Below are 20,028 nucleotides of genomic sequence, written 5' to 3'. Positions count from 1 at the left end.
GTACTTGGTGTAGCTCGTCGGACGGTCCGTGATCGGGATGGGGAGAAGGAAAATCAACTTTCTCCTCGCCGGAACGGCGGCGCAAATAAGGATGCACCATGTCGCCTTGAATCGGGCCAGGCCTCACAATGGCGACTTCGATGACGAGATCGTAGAAGTTACGCGGCTTAAGGCGCGGCAGCATATTCATCTGCGCGCGGCTCTCTACTTGGAACACGCCAATAGAATCGGCGCGGCAGAGCATGTCGTATACGGCCGGGTCGTCTCGCGGCACGGTGCCGAGTGTGAGAGGCCTGTCGTAGTGCTCTTTCAAAAGCGCGAAGGCCTTGCGAATGCAGGTGAGCATGCCAAGGCCCAACACATCGACTTTTAGCAAGCCAAGCGCATCGAGGTCGTCCTTGTCCCATTCGATGACAGTGCGGTGTTCCATGGCAGCGTTGCCGATGGGCACGAGTTCGGAGAGAGGACCGCGTGTTAAAACGAAGCCACCCACATGCTGGGATAAATGCCGAGGGAAGCCGATGAGTTCATGGGCTAGGGCGAGGCAGCGTGCGAGACGTGGGTCGGAAGGATCTAGCCCTGCCTCACGTACATATTTATCCGGCAGCCCGCTATTGCTGAGGCCCCAGATCGTACCCGCGAGTGCGGCGACCGTGTCTTCGGAAAGTCCCAGTACCTTGCCGACCTCGCGCACGGCGGAGCGGCCTCTATAAGAGATGACCGTGGCGGCAAGCCCCGCGCGGTCGCGGCCATAGCGTGCGTAGATATATTGGATTACCTCTTCGCGGCGCTCGTGTTCGAAATCCACGTCGATATCGGGTGGCTCGCGCCGTTCGGGCGAAACGAAACGCTCGAATAGAAGGTCGATCTCGGTGGGATCGACATTCGTGACGGCGAGGCAATAGCATACGGCAGAGTTAGCGGCCGATCCGCGGCCTTGGCAGAGAATGCCGAGGCTTCGTGCATAGTGAACAATGTCGTAGACGGTCAGAAAATAGGGGGCGTAGTTGAGCTCTTTGATGAGTGCGAGCTCCTTTTCGATCGTGCTCCGGACATGATCGGAAATTCCATCCGGGAAGCGCCAGACCGCTCCTTCCCAGGTAATCTCCTCCAAATACCCTTGCGGGGTCTTGCCTTCGGGAACTGGCTCGTCAGGATATTCGTATTTCAATTCGTCTAGGGAGAAGCGGCAGCGTTCCGCGATTTCGACCGTGCGCTCCAACGCCTCCTCATAGCCCTTGAAAAGCCTGGCCATTTCGGCGGGTGCTTTCAAGTGCCGCTCGGCATTTGCTTCTAGGCGAAAGCCCGCTTCGGGAAGCGTACACTTTTCGCGAATACAGGTGAGCACGTCTTGGAGTGGGCGGCGTTGCGGGGCGTGGTAGAGAACAGCCCCGGTAGCGATCAGAGGGATACGCGTACAGTTGGCGATGTGTGCGGATTTCTCAATCCGTATACGGTCATCGCCGCGATAGCTGTAATGAGCAGCCAGATAGAGCGGCGCGTTCAAGGTTTGTTTGAGGCGCAAGAGTTCTTCTTCGAACCGTGCATCGTCCTGGTTCTCATCGCCGAGATCGTTTCCTCCTCTTAGTGCGATGAAGATCAAGCCGTCAGCATGGTCTGCCACATCTTTGAGAAACAGAATGCACTCGCCCTTCTCGGCGCGGCGCTGCCCGCGTGTCAGCAGGCGGCATAGCCTGCCATAGGCTGCGCGAGATGTGGGATAGGCGAGAAGAGAAGGCGCATCTTCAAGAATCAACCGTGCGCCAACGATGAATTGGATGCCGGCCTCTTTCGCAGTGATATGCGCCCGCACCACCCCAGCAAGTGTATTTGCGTCCGCAACCGCAATGGCCGCATGCCCGAGCGCCGCTGCTTGCTTCACAAGTTCCTCGCCGTGGGAGCCTCCGCGGAGAAAGGTGAAATTTGTAGTGACGTCGAGTTCGGCGTAACGGGGTTCTGAGACGATCGTCACGGGAACACCCCATGCAGGAACCAGCGCGGAGGGTTGTCCTCTCGCGCCTCGTCTCTCTCCTGATAAAGGCCCTCGCGGAAGACCCAGTAGCGGCAACCATCCTCATCCTCAATGCGGTAGTAGTCGCGTGTCCGCTCTATTGGGCTGCCGTCGAATGTCCGCCACCATTCAGGTGCGATCCGCTCTGGCCCTTCCGCTTTAGTCACGCGGCGGTTGACGCGCCGCCAAGTGAAACGAAGCGGCGGTCCTTCGGGGATCTCGGCCATTACGGTCACGCTTTCCGGTGTTGCGAGCAGAAGAAGTGGGCGCTGTGGCTTCTCCAAAGAGCTGTCACCGGAGTTGCCGTTCCAGGTCGGCATTTTTGCAAAGGCGCCTTGCGTCGACTGCGCAAGTTCTGGGATGTGACTTTCTTGCGGGAAAAGACGCCGCACGGCATGTGCGCCTAAACGGCTTCCTAGCGTGTCGATGAGTTTCTCCGGACCGGGCTTGCGGGTTGTTGCGCTAAGATCGGTTTGCTCCGGATGCAGATTGTCAACCCTGAGGGCCGCAAAGGTCATGAGATCGACTCCGAACCCCATGTCGACCGTGTTGAGTTTTTCCTTGAGAAGGCGCACCAGATGCGCCGCCGTTGCGGAAGGTGCGCTCAATCCGGCTTCAAGTGAGATAGAGGAGCCGTCAGTGCGGGCGGCCCACAACACTACGCGCCGGGCTCCGACACCGGCGCTTATCAGCATGTTGCAAAGTTCGTCCGCGAGACGGTCAAGGCTAGCAAGAACACCGTCGTGAGAGATGAGCGGCTCGGAATAGGAGAGGCGCGCCACGAAATCTTGTTCGGGCAGAAGCGGTGCGTGTGTTTCCTTCCGTCTTCCGAGCGCCTCGTCGAGACGGCGTAAGACGTTCTCGGCCGCCTCCTTTGAATGAAAGCGCCGTTCGAGGCTGGCGCGAGGCAGGCCGTAAAGCTGGCCGATGCGTTTTAGTCCCAGCCGCCGCAAGAGCAGGACAGTATCGGCTTCAAGGCGTAGCGCCTCGACTGGGAAAGGCGCAAGCGTATCTGGCAAGCTTCCAGATGCGGCAATAAACGGAGACTTCTGCCCAAAACGGGCTAGCGCTGAGGCGGCGCCAAGCGTGCCCGCACACCCTAGCCGCGCGCGAAAGCCCAACCTTGCAAGACGGCTTCCAAGATCGGCCAGTAATTCGAGCTCGCCGCCGAAAAGATGCGTGACGCCGGTCACGTCGAGCCAGAGACCGTCCGCACCGTCCACGTTGAGGGAGGGGCTATAGCGGGATGCCCAACGGGCGAGGGACTCCAAGGTTCTTGCATCCTTGGCAGGTGTGGCAGGCTCGGTGAGGAGCGCAGGGCAGATGGCACGGGCATCGGCCAGCCGCATCCCAGGACTTAGCCCGTCTTGTCGGCAGCTTGTGTTAAGGGCTGAGAGAGTCAGCCCGTGCGTATCGCTGCCCACAAGCGCGAAAGGCTTCTTAGCCGGTGGCGGCTTGTAGCCCGCGCGCAAGCGCTCCCGCGTCAGTCTCTCGATTGGCAGATGCGGGAACCACGCGCAAACCATTCGGCGCAGCCTCTTCGATTCTGCCTTCGGTGACTTGTTTGGTGTTTGGGCGGCCGGCCTCATGACGGGCCCCATGGTTTGCCTGCACATGAAAGCGTGCACCTTCTCTTATCGTTTGCCCTACCGGCCTCTGGCCTACTTGAGGGCCTGTCGTTTGCCCTTCCGCGCTTCGCGCTACTTGAGCACCAGCCCGGCTGCGTTCGAGGGACAGATACCAGCAGGCAGGGCCAGGAGCGCTTTCGTATGAATGAGCGCCTTGGCCGAAGCTGGCGCCTGTGTCGAAAGGGATATGGGCGCTTGCCTCCGTGGCGATCCGCCAGCGCGTGAGCGTGCCGGGGACTTTCGCCTCGCCATGGCCTGTCAGGAGAAAGCATGGTGTGCCGGCGGCGCGGGCGGCGAGCCCTAAACGCCTGGCCACAAGCGGAGTCTTGATTTCGGTTTGGCCTAAGGCGGCGATAAGTGCGGCGCTTTTCAACCCTTCTTCCAGAGCCCAGGCGGTTTCGTCCGCATTGCGCATTTCGACGAAGAGAACACGGGCTGGGTCTAGCCCTGCTTTCAAGAGACCAGGGCCGTAAGGGCGTCCCCATTCTTGGGCTTGCCGCTGTGTCATACACCACAGCACCGCGCCTGGACCTTGTCTTTGGATGTCGGCGATCACGGAAAGGGCAAGGCCAAGGCCTGCCGGCGTGTCGCGATAGGCATGTGGCTTGATTTCGTGCAACCCAGCTTGATGCAGTGTGCTCAAGGGGTTGTTCGAGGGAGGGCTTTGCGAAGGAGCATCCGCCGTGCCGGAGGCGGAAGAAGGCGGCGTCAAAGAGCAGGCGGGGCGGGAAGGGGCCGCACCCGGCGCGGGGGGAATGCTTAAGGAGACGGGAACCTGTTCGAGCGCCCGGATGGATGCCCGCAGCTGCTCAATCAGGACCCTTCCCGTAAGACCGCCTGCTCTTTCCTCAACGTCAGCCGGCGGAACGAGGGCACTAAAATCGCCGCCTGGAACGTTGTTACGCATTACTGACACTCCACTCTCGTTCCTGTTTTGTTCTTACTCCCGAGTCGGCCCAGAGTCAAGAATGGTCAGTTGTTGGAACTCAATTTCGGCGCCCCCGGCGCAGGTGCTGCGCTTGCGTCCATCACTCCTCACGATCATTTAAATATCGCACGAAAAAGACGAGAGACACTGCCAATGAACCAAATTCAGCCCCCAACGCAGAGCGTCTCGGCCGAAGATTGGGCGCATGAGCGCGGGCAGAAATGGTGCGACCAGCTCGCTGCTATGGAAGCTACGCTCGATCCAGTCGATGCGCCGCTGATCGAGGCGGGACGTCTGGCGGGTCCACTCCGCATTGCGGAGATCGGCTGCGGCGGTGGGGGCACCATGCTGAAACTCCTGCGCCAAGCCCATCCAGGAAGCAGCTTGCACGGCATCGATATCTCGCCCGCTCTCACCGAGATGGCGCGATCACGCATCGCGGAGGAAGAAAGCGACGCGGCCATTCATACTGCCAATGTGGAAAGCGCCACCGCTCCAGATGGTCCCTACGACCGGCTCATCTCTCGCTTCGGAATTATGTTCTTCGACGATCCACAGGCGGCTTTCTCTAACCTCTACACCTGGCTTTCCCCAGGCGGGCGGATTGCCTTCACTGTATGGGGGCCGCCACCGCAAAACCCCTGGATGACAAGCCTTCGCGAGGCCGTCGCCCAAGTCATGGACGTGCCCGAGCCAGATCCTGACGCCCCCGGGCCTTTTCGCTATGCGGGAGGTGAAAAACTCTACGGTCTTCTTCAGGCCGCTGGCTTTCGCGACCTCGAAATTCGCGACTGGCGCGGCACGATCGCCCTCGGCGGTGGACTTCCGCCCGACCATGCCGCGGACTTCGCGTTCAGTGCCTTTTCGCTTGGCGACCTGCTCGCCGATGCGGACGAGACGGCCACGACCGCAGTCCGTGAACGCCTGATCCAGCGTTACGCGCAGAACGAGCGAGACGGGGCCGTTCAAATGGATGCGTGCGTCCATATCGTTACGGGCGCGCGCTCGGCCTGATCGCCCGAGCCCATTCCCGCTGCGGGACGCTCGTTTGGATTTCGCTAACCAGAATCACCGCAAGCTTCGGGAAAGAAGCGAAACGGGGTTCTTGTTATGCGTTTCCTGGGTTTTTCAGCCGCCATGGCGTGTGCGGTGGTTTTGTTTGCCTTGCCAGCCCATCAAGCCTCGGCGGGGTTTTTCGACTCACTCATGTCGTCTCGGCCGCAGAAGAACCGCGTGGTGGCACGCCATCTTGTGTCCATGCCTCCCGGCTACCAGCCGGGGACGATCTTCGTTCAGTTCAGCCGCGCTCGGCTCTACTATGTTCTGCCTGGCGGGAGAGCAATCAGCTACCCAATCGCAACGCCCACGGGTGAAGCACGATGGTCCGGCGACACCTATGTGAGCGATAAGCGCGTCAATCCCGGTTGGACGCCGACTCCGGAGATGCGCCGGGAGAATCCCAGTCTGCCGGCCTATGTCCCGGGGGGTCATCCGCGCAATCCGTTAGGCGTCCGCGCGTTGTATCTCGGCACGAGCCTTTACCGAATCCATGGCACCGACGCTCCGCACTTAGTTGGCCGGGCGGTGTCCAAAGGCTGCATCCGCATGTTCAACCACGATGTGGCCGACCTTTACCAACGTGTTCCTGTTGGCACGCGCGTTACGGTCATATGGTAAATTTAGAGTAAACAAGAAGCAACGACATGTACATTCCCACAGCATAATCCGCAGTATTGCTGAGTTCGCAATATTATAGGCTCGTGCATTTTTCGCTGAATTCTATTCGACTTTACGCAATCGATTTAATCTACGCCTAACACGCCGCTGTTAGCTTACGCCTCGTGCTCCAAAAGCCGACAGAAGTTCGGCGCGGGGCCGAAGTCAAACGTAAAAAAAATCGAACGGGAGAGTCATATGACTTTTATCAAGCGTTTCTTGAATAACGAGTCGGGCGCTACGGCCATCGAGTACGCACTCATGGTGGCGGGCATTGGGCTCGCCGTTGCCGCCGGCATCAATGCGTTCGGCAGCAACACGGATACCTGGTACTCAAATGCCGCTTCGACCAACAGTGGCCTCTCCACGAGCGTCAGCGAGTAAGCCGAGACTAGCCTATCCGAGAAGTTCGGGAGGGCCTGGCCGGCCTCGCCAGGCTCTCCACTTTACACCTCAACAAACGCTTCGTATGTCATGTTCATCGCTGTATGACGTGTTGCCGCTGGCAATGCCGCGCCAGTGCACTCTTTGCCGGCGGCCTAACCTCCGGCTTCACAAAGCGCAAAAAACCTCCACAATTCCCGCCTAACCCACGCTCTCGATTCGAAGGAGCGGAGCCTTGCTATACTGGAATGATCGAGTCCAGCGCACGATCCTACGACTGGCATTTTTGGGGGCTGTGATTTTCGGCTTCGCCGCTTCGGTGGAGGCGCATCCTCACGTCTGGGCGACGGTGAGGTCCGAAGTCGTTTTCGGTCCGGACGAGAAGATTACCGGTATCAAACACGCTTGGACCTTTGACGAGTTCTACAGCACGATGGCGGTACAGGGGCTCGACAAGAATAGCGATGGTAATTACGCGAAGGACGAGCTTGACCCGCTTGCGAAGGTCAACGTCGAGTCCTTGAAGGACTTCGACTATTTCACATTCATCAGGCGAGACGGAGAGGACGTGTTTTTGCCGCTTAAGGGCCCTGAGGACTATTGGGTCGAGTACGACGGTACAGCGCTGACGCTTCACTTCACCTTGCCCCTCGAAGCGCCGCTCGACCCGGGGGCCAAAGGGGTTTCACTCGACGTCTACGATCCCTCATTCTTTGTGGCATTCGGTTTTGCTGAGAACGATCCCGTCAAGATCGCCGGGTCTGCGGCGGGTTGTGCTGCTCAGATCGAAGCGCCCGACCCGCAGGCGGCCGAGGATGCCAAGGCGCTCACCGAATCCTTCTTCAGCCAGCTTGGGCCGAACTCGAATTATGGATCGCAGTTCGCGCAAACCGTGATGGTGACATGCGGCGCTCAGTAGTCTCGGCTATCTTGGGTGTTTTGGGCCTGCTTGTTGCGTCTGCCGGGCCGCAGGCTTATGCGCAACAATCGCCTCCCTCGGCATTTGGGGCGCCGGCCGAGCGCCAGGCGCCTCCACCGGCATTCAGTGCGCCGAAAAGCGCCGGTGAGCCTCGAGGCGCGGCTGTTCAGGCGCCGCTCAGAGCGGAGGGGCCGCTCAGCAATCTGCAATCCTGGATCATCCAGACGCAGCAGAATCTGCTGCGGCCTCTCGCGGCAGCGATTAGGGAGCTGAAGGAGGGCAATGCTTGGCAGGCCGGGCTGCTACTCGCCAGCCTCAGCTTTGTGTACGGCGTCGTCCATGCCGCAGGGCCGGGCCACGGAAAGGCGATAATCTCGTCCTACGTCCTTGCGAACAGAGAGACCGTGCGGCGCGGCATTCTCATCTCTTTTCTCGCCGCCGCCGTTCAGGGACTGATGGCGGTAGCACTTGTTGGCGTTCTAATTATCGCGCTTAAAGGCACCGGATTCGAGGTCAATCGGTGGGTTCGACAACTAGAGACCGCGAGCTATGCCCTTGTGTTTCTGGTTGGCCTTTCGCTCCTCGTCTCGGCGCTCTGGAAACTGTGGCGTAGCCGGAAGGGGGCGGACGCGGGGCATGAACATCACCACGGCCATGCCCACAACCACGATGCCCACAGCCATAGCGATCATGCCCACGCGCATGATCACGACCACGATCACCACCACGACCATGAGTCATGCGAGTCTTGCGGTCATATCGTCGATGTAAGCCAGATTGCTCAACCGATGACATGGCGGAAGATATGGGCCGTCGTTCTGTCCGTTGGGATCAGACCGTGTTCCGGCGCTGTCCTTGTTCTCGTGTTTGCATTAGCGCAGGGGCTTTTCTGGGCTGGGGTTGCGTCGACCTTCGCTATGGCGCTCGGTACGGCGATTACCGTTTCGGTCCTTGCATCCTTAGCGATTGGCTCACGAAACCTCGCGCTTGCGGTCGGTGGTGATAACCCCCGCTGGGCCGAGGTCGTATGGATCGTGTGCTCGATCGGTGGGGCGCTGCTTGTGATGACGATCGGGCTCTTGCTATTCCTGGCTTCGCTTGGGCCCGTGCGGCCTTTCTAATGGCCCCGTAGGAGCCGTCAGGCCGAATGTCGTTATTGAATTGCGGTTGCGGAGTAGTCTGGGCAAACCCAAATATAGCCCGGTCAGGCCTGTCGACGCACTTGATGCATGGAGGAGAGACATGACGCTTCACCTTGGCGACATCGCCCCGGATTTCGAGGCGGATACGACAGAAGGGCGCATTCGGTTCCACGATTGGATCGGTGACTCGTGGGCGGTGATGTTCTCGCACCCCAAAGACTTTACGCCGGTTTGCACAACGGAGCTTGGCTACATGGCCAAGATCAAGCCTGAATTCGATAAGCGGGGCGTCAAGATCATCGGCTTGAGCGTGGACCCCGTCGAAGCCCACGAAAAGTGGAAGGCAGATATCGCAGAGACACAAGGCGCCGAGCCCACCTATCCCATGATTGGCGATACGGATCTCGCGGTCTCCAAGCTTTACGGCATGCTGCCGGCTGGTGCGGGCGAAACGTCCGAGGGGCGCACGGCGATGGACAATCAGACCGTGCGAAACGTGTTCGTCATCGGGCCTGATAAGAAGATTAGGCTGATCTTGGTCTACCCCATGACGACGGGGCGTAACTTCGACGAAGTGTTGCGGGTCATCGACTCCATGCAGCTCACAGCGAAGCATCGTGTCGCGACGCCGGTGAACTGGAATCAAGGTGACAACGTAATCATCGTACCGGCTGTCTCAGACGATGAAGCGAAGACGATCTATCCTGATGGGTGGACTACTTTGAAGCCGTATCTTCGTATCGTTCCGCAGCCAAAGGACTAGCGGCTGCGCAGTCGGATGCCGATTGCGCGACTGAACTCACGGATCGACGGCTATTTATCTAATGGGTTTTCCGCCAACACCCGCGTTGACCGTCGATTGCGTGGTCTTCGATCCGCAAGGGCGCGTATTGCTCATCCGTCGGGGCCGTGAGCCCTTTAAGGGCTGCTATGCGCTGCCAGGAGGTTTTGTGGATGTTGGCGAGACGATCGACGAGGGATGTCGCAGAGAGCTGCGAGAAGAGACGGGGCTCACTGTCGGCGACCTGCTGCTCGTCGGCGTCTATTCGGACCCGTCTCGCGACCCAAGAGGCCATACAGTGAGCACGGTGTTTCTGACGTGTCTTTCGAAACCGGCCAGCGCGGTTGCGGGCGACGACGCCGCTTCGGCCGAGTGGGTCGAGAACTGGCGAGATGAGCCTCTCGCCTTCGATCACGCGCAAATTCTCGACGATGCAGCGAAATTTCGCGCAGCAATATCTCAAGACTAGGCGTGGCGGGTGCGATATCCTATTTACGGGCATGTCTTGAGAGGCGAGCACTAGGAGTGCGCCGATGAACCAAAGCCCAACAGCGGACGCTTTTGAGCAACCGTTCGATTGCCTTGCCCAGCCCTTTGGCAAGGTGGGGGTGCTTTTGGTCAATTTGGGCACGCCCGACGACACCAGTTATTGGTCGATGCGGCGGTATCTCAAGCAGTTCCTGTCGGATCGCCGGGTGATCGAGGTCAATCCGCTTATTTGGTGGCCGATCCTCAACGGCATTGTACTGACGACGCGTCCCACCAAGAGCGGCGAGGCATACCGGTCAATTTGGAACGAGGAACGGGACGAGTCCCCCTTGCGGACCATTACCCGGGCCCAAGCCGAGAAGCTCGCGGATGGCCTTGGCCATCGGGAGGAAGTGATCGTCGATTGGGCGATGCGTTATGGCAATCCCACGATCGCCGACCGGCTGCAGGCGCTTGTCGAACAAGGCTGCGAGCGGCTGTTGGTGTTTCCGCTTTATCCGCAATATGCCGCTGCAACCACCGCGACGGTCAACGACACTGTTTTCGATAAGCTCAAATCGATGCGTTGGCAGCCGGCACTCCGCACGGTTCCGCCGTATGCGTCCGACCCCGTGTATATCGAGGCCGTAGCGGATTCCATCCGACAGCATCTTTCGACGCTCGATTTCGACCCCGAGGTCATTCTTGTGTCCTACCACGGTCTTCCGAAGGAGTATGTGACCAAGGGCGATCCCTATCAGTGCCAGTGCCTAGATACGAGCGACGCGCTTCGGGCAGCGCTCGGACCGCTCGGAGGCAAGCTTATGACGACGTTTCAGTCTCGTTTCGGGCGGGCGGAGTGGTTGCAACCCTATACGGACAAAACTGTTGAAGCGCTCGCCCGCGAAGGCGTCAAACGCATGGTTATTCTGACGCCGGGTTTCGCTGCTGATTGCGTCGAGACCTTGGAAGAGATCGATGGGGAAGCGCAAGAAATCTTTCTTGAGCACGGCGGTGAGAAGTTCAGCTTTATTCCTTGCCTCAATGACTCGGAAGGCGGTATTCGCGTCTTGCTTCATCTCGTCGAACGCGAGTTGAAGGGATGGATAGACTGACTTTGGGGCCATAGCCAATGCTGCGTTCTGCCTTTTTGGGGCTTCTGCTGACGATACTTCCAAGCACCTGGGCGATGATTGCGTCTGCTGCCGTAGCCCAAGAGCGCCTGGTTCAAGAGCGGTGGGCCTATATTGACGTCGTCGGCGCGCCTGGCGATGGCGAAGAGGCTTTGGAGAACGCCCTCTCGGATCAGCTTTTGAACCGTGGCTTCGCCGTCACGGGCACACCAGCCGCGCAAGCTTACGAGATACAAGGCATGGTGCGTCTGTTCCCGGCAGGACGCGGTGAGCAGACGATACGGATCGATTGGACCGTCTTCGGTCCTGAGGGCCTACATCTCGGTAACGTGACGCAGACCAATGTGATTCCGAAAGGGTCGCTCAACAGACGTTGGGGGCCCGCCGCCGAGGCCGCAGCTTCTGCGGCTGCACAAGACATCATGCAGTACATCCCGCAGTGACCGTGGCGGCCGTCCTTTTCTGAGACCCGCTGTCGTCTCTTCGAACGACACCTCAAAACCGCCTCGCGCCACACCATCTATGGTGTAGCCGTAGGAGGCGGCAAACGGCGGTTCTTAGGCGCTCTGCACCTAGGCCAGTTGCGATATTCTGGAGATCTCCTGGGGGATTGCGCCCGAAACGGTGTCTTTCGCCCACTGTCCTGTGGCCGTCCGTGTACGTCCTGAACCCGTGACGCTTACGTCCGTGAAACCTGCTTCGGTCAACTTTTGGGCGACCGTTTCGTTCGACGCCATGCTCTGAAGCATACCAAGTGTGATTGTCGCCCGATAGCGCTTGCCCTTTTCCACCGTAAAGTCAGCCATTAGATCTCCGAATCTTAGTGTTGCGAATGGCCAAGTCCTGACCACCCACTTAGTTCTTGGCGAACCAGTCTTCAATCATTTCGCGACCTGCCTCGTCGAGGAACAGTTGCAGCTTGGTTCGACGCATAAGGAAATCCTCCGAGGTGCCTGCATCCTCTACTGACGCGACGTGCTCGAGTTCCACACGAGGGACGCCAGGAGCAATTTCCTCTGCAAGGCCGGGATCGGTCTGGAGCTGACCGTAAAGCGTTTCGATTTTGTCGCCATACGTGAAGGCCCAGCGCTGCCGTGTATGCTGCGAAACGACGGCGGGCCCCTCTGCTGCCCGAGCGAGCAACGTCTTTCGATCGAGAGTGCCGCCATACTGCGGAGTATTCTTCGTCCAGGCCGGTCCCATCTCAAGGCCCATGGAGCGGAGTCGAGCCAACACTTGTTCTGCTGTTGCGCGGTGAGTAGTTAGCTTGCCCCCAACAAGCGACAAAAATCCGCCGTTACCTTGCGTGCTCGTTTCAAGAGTCACTTCGCGGCTTATGCGACTCGCGGCCTTGTCTGGACTGCCATGCAACGTTCGCAAGCCCGCCCAATCGAAAACGATATCGCTATCGGCAACCGGTCCGCCGGAGCGAGAGAAATAGCGATTATAGGCATCGAGCAGGTAGGCCTTCTCCTGGTTGCTGCAGACAGCATGGCCCGGAGCCCCGGTTTGAGGAATGTCGGTCGTCCCAATCATCAGAAAATTTCCACCAAGCCAGGGAATTGAGAAGATTATGCGCTCGCCTTCGTCCTGCAACGTGTAAGCGGAGGTCTCTGCTGGCTCTGGCATCGGCAGAACGATATGGCTGCCGCGCACGAAGCGGATGTTTTGAGGGGAGGGCCCATGCGGGATCATGGCATCCAGCTGACCCACAAACGGGCCTGCCGTGTTGACGATGAAACGGGCTTCGACTTTGTTGGTTCCGCCCCGCTCGACGATCGTTGCTATGTACCCATTCGCAAGCGGTACAATCGCCGTCACCGTTCGGCGATTAGCGATGTCGGCGCCGCGGCCGCGCGCATCCAGAGCAGCGCTCAGAGTCAGCCGGGCATCGTCAGCATGGGCATCATGGTAGTGCAACACTGCTTTGAGATGGTCGTGACGAAGATAGGGAAGAGCGTCGATTTCACTCTGGGCTAGGCGCCCGCTTCCCGGCATTTCACCTCCAAGCGAGAGAAGGTCATAAAGCGCCAAGCCTGTGTGCACAAACCAGGCACTGCGCTTCTGCCAGGCAAAAATGGGAAGCAGAAACTTTAGTGGGGAGACCAGATGCGGTGCGGTCCTCAACAGGCCGGCACGCTCAGAGAGGGACTCTCGGACGAGTCCGAATTCCATGTGCTCCAAATAGCGCAACCCACCATGGGCCAACTTGGATGAAGCCGAGGAGGTGAAGCTGGCATAGTCTTCTTTTTCGGCCAGCATGACTTTCAGACCACGCCCCGCTGCGTCCCGTGCTATCGCGGCGCCATGGATTCCTCCGCCCACCACCAAAATATCGACTGAATTAGCGGGCATCCATCTTGATCTCAGTTTGAGCCAGCGCCTCTGCCGAAAATCGGTTAGACTTGCTTCGGTGGGCTTGGCTGTGGGGGTGGCCGTCTTTACTCCGTAGCACTAGTTTTCCAGGAATTGCATAGAGAATCGCTCTCATAAGAAGGACAACATGGCCGATATTGTCATCGTCAATCCGCGTTTCGAAATCTCCTTTTGGGGGCTTGAACACTGTATGCCTCTGTTCGGAAAGCAGGCCAATCTCCCTGTCGCCTGTCTCGGCCTCTTGGCTGCTCTCGTACCAGATCATCATGACGTGACACTCATTGATGAGAACGTTGAGGAGATCGACTTCGATCGTCTCGGGCGTGCGGACATGGTCTGCGTTACCGGCATGAACATACAGGGGCGCCGGCTCATCGAGATTTTAGAGGAAGTGCGCGCACGCGGTGTCATGACAGTCGTGGGCGGCCCTATGGCCACGGTCGAGCCGGAGGCGCTTGAAGAGCTGGCGGATGTGTTATTCGTCGGAGAAGCAGACGAGACTTGGCCTGAGTTTTTGGCTGCTTGGGAAAAAGGTCAGCATAAGTCTCGTTATGAGCAAGGAGAGAAGACCGACGTCACGAAGCTGCCCGTACCACGTACGGACTTGTTGAAGATCAACAGATACATGTTCGGCAGCATGCAGATTTCGCGCGGTTGTCCATTCACATGTGAATTTTGCGACATCATCGTCACGTTTGGCCGTCGTCCACGCCTCAAGACAAGTGAGCAGGTTATCGCCGAACTCGAGGATTTCCTGCAGGCAGGGTTCAAAATGGTCTTCGTGGTTGACGACAACCTCATTGGCAACAAAAAGGCCATCAAAGCCGTGCTGCGCGACATTATCAAATGGCAGCAAGCACGCGCATATCCGCTGACCCTGTTCACTGAGGCCTCTCTCGATCTCGCCGAGGACGAGGAGCTGATGGAGCTCATGGGGTTGGCAAACTTCCAGAACGTCTTTATTGGGATCGAAACGCCCAACGAAGATTCGCTTCGCGAGACCAAGAAACTACAGAATGTTCGGCCCAATGCCGGCTCGCTAATCGACCGTGTGCATCGTATCCAGGATCACGGCATCGATGTGTGGTGCGGTATGATTGTGGGCTTCGATCATGATGACCCCACGATTTTCAAGGCTGTGCCCGAGTTTCTGACGAGGGCAAGAATATCGACCGCGCTCGTAGGTCTCTTGCATGCCATCCCCACGACGCCGCTTTTCAAGCGGCTTAAGGAGGCGGGGCGTCTCAATGATGAGCAAGACCATGACCGTTATGGTACGAATGTCATTCCACTGGGCATGACGTCAGAAGAGCTGAGGGAAGGCTTCATCGAGACGATGCAGTCTTGCTATGATCTGGACGCTTATTTCGAGCGCTTGGACGCGCAGTTCTTCGATCAGAACTTTAAGTTTACTCTGCATCAGCTACCCTACTGGTCGAGCTGGCGCATGGCCTGGGCGAAGCGCAGCTTTTTGAACTACGTGCGCTTCGGCGTCGTGAGTTCCCGGCTCTTGGCTCTGGTGAAGGACACTGTCCTGCGAGATCGTTATCGCCAACAACTCAATCGCATTGTCAAGGCCCGTTGGCGCGAGCCCCATATTCTCTTTATCTACGCACTAAAGGTGGCGACGCACTATCACTATGCAGAGCTTGTCCGGGCAATTGCGGATGTCGACCCCGTAACGGGTGCGATGTCAGACGCGGGCAAGCCGTTCTCTCGGTCGCGCAAGATCGATGCTTCGCCTGATAAAAAGTCGAAAGAACCGATCGCTGCTTAGCATTAGCGAGCCCTGCGCCTCAAACAGCCTAAGCAACGCCCGCGCGGAGCAAGTCGTGGATATGAACGAGCCCCACAGGCCGGCCATCCTCCACGACGAACAGGGCTGTGATGGCCGACGCATTGATGATCTCAAGAGCCGCGCTCGCCATGACGCCGCGCGTCACGGTTTTTGGCGCTGGTGTCATGATTTCCGCCGCGCGCCGATCCAACAGGCTGTCCCCCATATGCCGCCGCAGATCGCCATCGGTAATGATGCCCCGCAAAAGACCGTCCTGATCTACTACGCCAAGGCACCCTAGAGCTTTCTCGGTCATTACAACGATGGCTTCTGACATAACCGAGTCGGTCTGCGTTAGCGGGAGGTCCGCATCGCGATGCATCAAGTCGTCCACGAACTTTAAGCGAGCGCCGAGCTGGCCGCCGGGATGCAAAACGCCGAAGTCGATAGCTGTGAAACCCTTGCTCTCCAAGAGAGCGATCGCTATCGAGTCGCCTAAGGCCAGCTGCATCATGGTTGATGTTGTTGGGGCAAGCCCGTGCGGGCAGGCTTCCTTCGATCGAGGCAGAGCCAAGACAACTTCTGCGGCCTTAGCCAGAGTGGATTGCGCGTTCGAAGTCACCGCTACCAGCGGGACAGCGAAGCGGCGCGAATAAGACAGAATATTCTCTAATTCGACCGTCTCTCCGGACCAGGAAAATGCCAAGATCGCGTCATCCGGGGTAATCATGCCAAGGTCGCCGTGACTCGCCTCACTCGGGTGGACGAAGTAAGCCGGCGTTCCCGTAGAGGCCAGGGTGGCGGAAACCTTCACGCCCACATGGCCGCTCTTGCCCATGCCCGTAACGATTACCCGCCCGCGACAGCCCCTCAAAATTCCGAGCGCGGCGGCAAAGCTCTCCGAGAGTTCGGCCGCGAGCGCTTCCTGCAGCGCGCTTATGCCTTGCGCTTCGAGCTGTAACGTGCGCGTAGCCGAGGCGACGGCCGCGCTGTGGTCTTCGATAATGGATGGATCCCGTTTCAACTCGGCGGACATCGGCAGTATTTTCCCCTCTTCGGCACCCAATTCTACTATTGAATAAGGCACTGAAAGGTCAAGCCAAGCGTGCGCTTGCCTCTCGCCCTTGGGAGCCCCTGCAAAAGTCTCTCGAAGTCCTCGGCCAGCCTCGCCCTGACGCTTCGCGACCTTATTCTTGGGGCCAGCAAAGATAGTACGATCCACTGGGGTCCGAACCCGCCGTCGGGCAGCACCAGACTGGAGTTTTTGGCTAAAGCAGCTTCTTGATTTCGGCGACGACTGTGTCGCGCAAGTCGGCTCGATCGATCGCGAAGGCGACATTTGCTGCCAGGAAACCGGCCTTCGATCCGCAATCAAACGCACGTCCTTCGTACTCTACCGCGAAAAAATGCTGCGTCTCCAATAGGGTCAGCATGGAATCAGTTAGCTGGATTTCCCCGCCTGATCCGGCACCTTGTTCGGAGAGCAAACCAAAAATCTCTGGCTGGAGAATGTAGCGGCCAAGAATTGTGAGATTGGACGGCGCTGTCCCCGGTTCGGGCTTCTCCACCATGCCTGTGACGGGGAAGACATTCCCATCCGCACCTCCCGTCGCGACCACCCCGTAGTTCTGGGTCTGGTCGTCGGGGACGGGTTCGACCGCCAAGATATTGCCGCCACGGCTGTTATAGACGTCAAGCATCTGTGCGAGGCAGCCTTTGTCAGGCGCTTGTACAAGAACATCAGGCAGAATGACTGCGAAGGGCTCATCCCCAACGATTTCTCGCGCGCACCACACGGCATGGCCTAGACCCAGCGGTGCTTGCTGGCGGATGAAGCTCGCAGCGCCTGCTTCAGGCAGGCATTCAGCGAGAGTCTCCAATGCCGCTGTTTTGCCACGCGCGGCCAGCGTTTCTTCAAGCTCTGGCTGCCTATCGAAATGATCCTCGATCACGCCCTTGTTGCGCCCAGTAACGAATATCAGATGCTCGATTCCCGCTTCGCGCGCTTCATCCACGACATGCTGGATCAACGGTCGATCCACCACTGTCAGCATTTCCTTCGGCATCGATTTCGTTGCGGGTAGAAAGCGTGTACCTAGTCCGGCGACTGGAAACACGGCTTTGCGAATGCGAGCAGGCATCGAATCTTCTTTCGAATATGAGGGTGGACCCCGAGCGAATTCGGGTGCAGGAAAGCGGACGTCAAGCGCTACAAAAACGACCTCACTTGTAAGTCCCTAAATCACCTTGCGATAGCACAAAACGCGAGGCGTGAAGCGCAGTTTTTCGGGGGGTTAGTCCATGAGTGTTCTTGTTACAGGCGGGGCGGGGTATATCGGGAGCCACATGGTCCGGGAGCTTCTGGACGCCGGCGAAGACGTTACTGTTATCGATAATTTGACGACGGGGTTCCGCTCTGCGGTGCCGGAACAAGTTCGGTTTGTGGAGGGAAACGCTGGCGATACGTCGCTGGTGGGGCAGCTTCTGGGTGACACGCCCATCGACGCCATCTTGCATTTCGCCGGGTCGATTGTCGTGCCTGAGTCGGTCACGGATCCCTTGGGCTACTACGCCAACAATACGTGTAACTCACGAAACCTACTGGCTTGCGCCGTCGATGCCGGCGTGCCGAATTTCATTTTCTCGTCCACGGCAGCCGTTTACGGCGAGCCGGATCGATCTCCTGCGGCGGAGGATGCGACGCTACGGCCCATTTCGCCTTATGGGAGCTCTAAGTTAATGACAGAAACGATGCTCGCCGACACAGCGCAGGCGCATGCATTGCGATATGTGGCCTTACGCTATTTCAATGTCGCAGGTGCGGATCCGCAAGGTCGGACAGGGCAGTCGACACCTCGGGCCACGCATCTGATCAAGGTCGCGTGCGAGGCGGCTGTGGGCCTTCGTCGAGGGATCGATATTTACGGGACCGATTATCCGACGCCGGACGGCAGCTGCGTCCGCGACTACATCCATGTCACCGATCTGGTCCGGGCTCATCTTGACGCGCTTCGCTATCTACGGGGCGGCGCTGAGAGCGCAGTACTGAATTGCGGTTATGGGCAGGGCTTCTCAGTTTTCGAGGTTGTTGAGGCGGTGAAGCGGGTCTCAGGTGTGGACTTCCCCGTGAAAACAGTCCCGCGCCGCCTTGGCGATCCGCCTGAGCTCATCGCTGGCGCCGATCGCATCCGCGACATACTCGGATGGAGGCCGCGGCTGAATAGTCTCGACACAATCGTTGGCCATGCGTTGGCCTGGGAACAGCATCTCAAGACACAGCGCGACAAGGGCTAATCCGGGCACTGTTTTCCAAGGCGCAAACGCGCCTTTTGAAAGTCATAGAGCCCCGCCACAATCCGCCAAAAGTTGTTCTTGAGACTCGAGGGGTCGTCCATGAGGGGCATGCGGCTTGTACGGACGTGTTTATCGTGCGCGGTGTTGTTGGCGCTTTCGTTGGTATCTTTGCCGGGGATTGGGTGGGGCAGTCCTGAGTCCGACTACCGGCGTGCAGTCGAATCCAGCTTCAAGCAGTGGTTGGAGGGGCTGTGGCCAGAGGCGGAAGCCGCCGGAGTCTCCCGCGCGACCTTCGACAAGCAACTGAAGGGGCTCAAGCTTGATTGGTCACTACCGCAGCTGACGCCGCCTGACCCTGCCTATCCCGGCGGTCCGGCTTTGCCCGCATCTATGAAGCCTAAGCCGAAGCCGCAGGCCGAGTTTGGCGTCCCTCAGAACTACTTCAAGCCGCGTAGCCTGAACGCTCTGGCCAAGACGGGTCGAGCGAAATATCGGCAGTACGCTCCGGAGCTGAAGGCCATCGACGAGCAATTTGGCGTGCCGGCGAGCGTCGTGCTTTCGATTTGGGGTCGAGAGACGGCCTACGGCCGGGCGGCGCTGCCTCACGATGCGGTGACGGCAATCGCGACACAAGCGTTCATGGGGCGCCGCGCCGACGAGTTCAGGCCGCAGCTGATTGGTGCGCTCAAGATCATCGAAGAAGGGCACGCGACCCGGGATATGATGAGGAGCTCGTGGGCTGGTGCGATGGGGCATACCCAGTTTCTGCCGGGTGACTTTGAAGAACATGCGGTGGATTTCGACGGCAACGGGCAGCGGGACATATGGCGGTCGGTCCCTGACGCGCTGGCGAGCGCCGGAAATGCATTGCGTAGCCAGGGTTGGGATGACAAGCAGCCTTGGGCCTACGAGGTCACGCTGCCGAAGAATTTCGATTGCACGCTGCAGGGGCCTGACCAAGCGCTCCCGATTAGAGAGTGGATCGATCTTGGCGTCCGCCGCGTCAAGGACCGTCCCTTTCCGGAGGACCGGTTAGGAGACTGGACGTTCCTCGTCTTGCCGGCTGGGATGAAGGGGCCGGCGTTTCTGGCAACAACTAATTTCTCGGTGCTGAAACTCTACAATAACTCGGACGTCTACGCGATTTTTGTCGGTCACGTGGCGGATATGATCGCCTACAACGTGCCGGTCCAATTCGTCGGCAAATGGCAGCCAGTTGAACGGTTCACCCGAGATCGCATTCTGGCGTTCCAAAAGGTGCTTGTCTCCGGCGGGCACGATGTCGGGAAGGTCGACGGGCTCGTCGGTTTCAAAACGCGGCAATCTATCGGCAAGGAAGAAAGGGCGCGGGGTCTCCCTCTGACCTGCTATCCCAGCCACGCCTTAATTAACCAGGTGCTAAATTAGCCGCTGTAATTCTAGGCAGATGCGCAATTGCGGGTTTGCCACGGTTTTGCCCGCCCCACTTGAT

The 20,028-nt window shown here is 58.8% G+C and carries 19 protein-coding genes; 12 read left to right on the top strand and 7 right to left on the bottom strand.

The window, feature by feature from the left end:
- From AC33YF_RS05270 to AC33YF_RS05260, 3 genes are all read right to left on the bottom strand, one after another.
- A partial coding sequence (locus tag AC33YF_RS05270; protein WP_491776155.1) for a PHP domain-containing protein occupies window positions 1-1,972 on the bottom strand: 1,972 nt, incomplete at its 3' end.
- Window positions 1,969-3,537, bottom strand: coding sequence for a Y-family DNA polymerase (locus tag AC33YF_RS05265; protein WP_491776154.1), 1,569 nt, complete (start codon window positions 3,535-3,537; stop codon window positions 1,969-1,971). The genes AC33YF_RS05265 and AC33YF_RS05270, both read right to left, overlap by 4 nt.
- Window positions 3,452-4,546 (bottom strand): ImuA family protein, encoded by a 1,095-nt coding sequence (locus AC33YF_RS05260; protein WP_491776153.1) that lies wholly within the window; start codon window positions 4,544-4,546, stop codon window positions 3,452-3,454. The genes AC33YF_RS05265 and AC33YF_RS05260 overlap by 86 nt, the downstream gene beginning before the upstream one ends.
- 174 nt (window positions 4,547-4,720) lie before the next feature.
- Here AC33YF_RS05260 and AC33YF_RS05255 point away from each other — a divergent pair, with 174 nt between their 5' ends.
- From AC33YF_RS05255 to AC33YF_RS05215, 9 genes are all read left to right on the top strand, one after another.
- Window positions 4,721-5,581 (top strand): class I SAM-dependent methyltransferase, encoded by an 861-nt coding sequence (locus AC33YF_RS05255; RefSeq protein ID WP_491776152.1) that lies wholly within the window; start codon window positions 4,721-4,723, stop codon window positions 5,579-5,581.
- A 96-nt stretch (window positions 5,582-5,677) separates the two neighbouring features.
- Entirely contained in the window at window positions 5,678-6,244 is a 567-nt protein-coding gene (locus tag AC33YF_RS05250; RefSeq protein WP_491776151.1) for a L,D-transpeptidase, read from the top strand.
- A gap of 237 nt (window positions 6,245-6,481) precedes the next feature.
- The gene (locus AC33YF_RS05245; RefSeq protein WP_491776150.1) at window positions 6,482-6,667 is read left to right on the top strand and encodes a Flp family type IVb pilin; all 186 of its coding nucleotides are present in this window, start codon (window positions 6,482-6,484) and stop codon (window positions 6,665-6,667) included.
- A 235-nt stretch (window positions 6,668-6,902) separates the two neighbouring features.
- Window positions 6,903-7,586 carry a DUF1007 family protein gene (locus AC33YF_RS05240; protein ID WP_491776149.1) on the top strand — a complete coding sequence of 228 codons (684 nt, stop codon included), beginning with the start codon at window positions 6,903-6,905 and terminating at the stop codon, window positions 7,584-7,586.
- Entirely contained in the window at window positions 7,571-8,707 is a 1,137-nt protein-coding gene (locus AC33YF_RS05235; protein WP_491776148.1) for a nickel/cobalt transporter, read from the top strand. Before AC33YF_RS05240 ends, AC33YF_RS05235 begins: the two co-directional genes overlap by 16 nt.
- Window positions 8,708-8,828: 121 nt before the next feature.
- On the top strand, window positions 8,829-9,491 hold the full coding sequence (locus AC33YF_RS05230) for a peroxiredoxin (protein WP_491776147.1): 663 nt from the start codon (window positions 8,829-8,831) through the stop codon (window positions 9,489-9,491).
- Window positions 9,492-9,552: 61 nt separating this feature from the next.
- Entirely contained in the window at window positions 9,553-9,978 is a 426-nt protein-coding gene (locus AC33YF_RS05225; protein ID WP_491776146.1) for an NUDIX domain-containing protein, read from the top strand.
- A 64-nt stretch (window positions 9,979-10,042) separates the two neighbouring features.
- Complete coding sequence (gene hemH / locus AC33YF_RS05220; RefSeq protein WP_491776145.1) at window positions 10,043-11,092, top strand: ferrochelatase; 1,050 nt, start codon at window positions 10,043-10,045, stop codon at window positions 11,090-11,092.
- Between the two features lie 17 nt (window positions 11,093-11,109).
- The gene (locus tag AC33YF_RS05215) at window positions 11,110-11,553 is read left to right on the top strand and encodes a hypothetical protein (RefSeq protein ID WP_491776144.1); all 444 of its coding nucleotides are present in this window, start codon (window positions 11,110-11,112) and stop codon (window positions 11,551-11,553) included.
- 129 nt (window positions 11,554-11,682) lie between these two features.
- On the opposite strand, the gene AC33YF_RS05210 is transcribed toward AC33YF_RS05215, so the two are convergent.
- Window positions 11,683-11,916, bottom strand: a complete 234-nt coding sequence (locus tag AC33YF_RS05210; protein ID WP_491776143.1) for a hypothetical protein — start codon at window positions 11,914-11,916, stop codon at window positions 11,683-11,685.
- A 49-nt stretch (window positions 11,917-11,965) separates the two neighbouring features.
- A complete protein-coding gene (glpD, locus tag AC33YF_RS05205; RefSeq protein WP_491776142.1) occupies window positions 11,966-13,465 on the bottom strand; it encodes a glycerol-3-phosphate dehydrogenase in 1,500 nt (499 codons plus the stop codon).
- A gap of 148 nt (window positions 13,466-13,613) precedes the next feature.
- Between glpD and AC33YF_RS05200 the strand changes: the two genes are divergently transcribed.
- On the top strand, window positions 13,614-15,263 hold the full coding sequence (locus AC33YF_RS05200; RefSeq protein ID WP_491776141.1) for a B12-binding domain-containing radical SAM protein: 1,650 nt from the start codon (window positions 13,614-13,616) through the stop codon (window positions 15,261-15,263).
- Between the two features lie 28 nt (window positions 15,264-15,291).
- Here the strand turns inward: AC33YF_RS05200 and AC33YF_RS05195 are convergent, their stop codons facing one another.
- A complete protein-coding gene (locus AC33YF_RS05195) occupies window positions 15,292-16,299 on the bottom strand; it encodes a KpsF/GutQ family sugar-phosphate isomerase (RefSeq protein ID WP_491776140.1) in 1,008 nt (335 codons plus the stop codon).
- A gap of 232 nt (window positions 16,300-16,531) precedes the next feature.
- A complete protein-coding gene (galU, locus tag AC33YF_RS05190) occupies window positions 16,532-17,404 on the bottom strand; it encodes a UTP--glucose-1-phosphate uridylyltransferase GalU (RefSeq protein ID WP_491776139.1) in 873 nt (290 codons plus the stop codon).
- A gap of 160 nt (window positions 17,405-17,564) precedes the next feature.
- Here galU and galE point away from each other — a divergent pair, with 160 nt between their 5' ends.
- Together galE and AC33YF_RS05180 are read left to right on the top strand one after the other, a co-directional pair.
- A complete protein-coding gene (gene galE / locus AC33YF_RS05185; RefSeq protein WP_491776138.1) occupies window positions 17,565-18,557 on the top strand; it encodes a UDP-glucose 4-epimerase GalE in 993 nt (330 codons plus the stop codon).
- Between the two features lie 99 nt (window positions 18,558-18,656).
- Window positions 18,657-19,964, top strand: coding sequence for a lytic murein transglycosylase (locus AC33YF_RS05180; protein WP_491776137.1), 1,308 nt, complete (start codon window positions 18,657-18,659; stop codon window positions 19,962-19,964).
- Window positions 19,965-20,028 lie beyond the last annotated feature (64 nt).

It is taken from the genome of Methyloceanibacter sp. (genome assembly GCF_058506495.1).
This window is presented reverse-complemented; position numbering and strand designations above follow the sequence as displayed.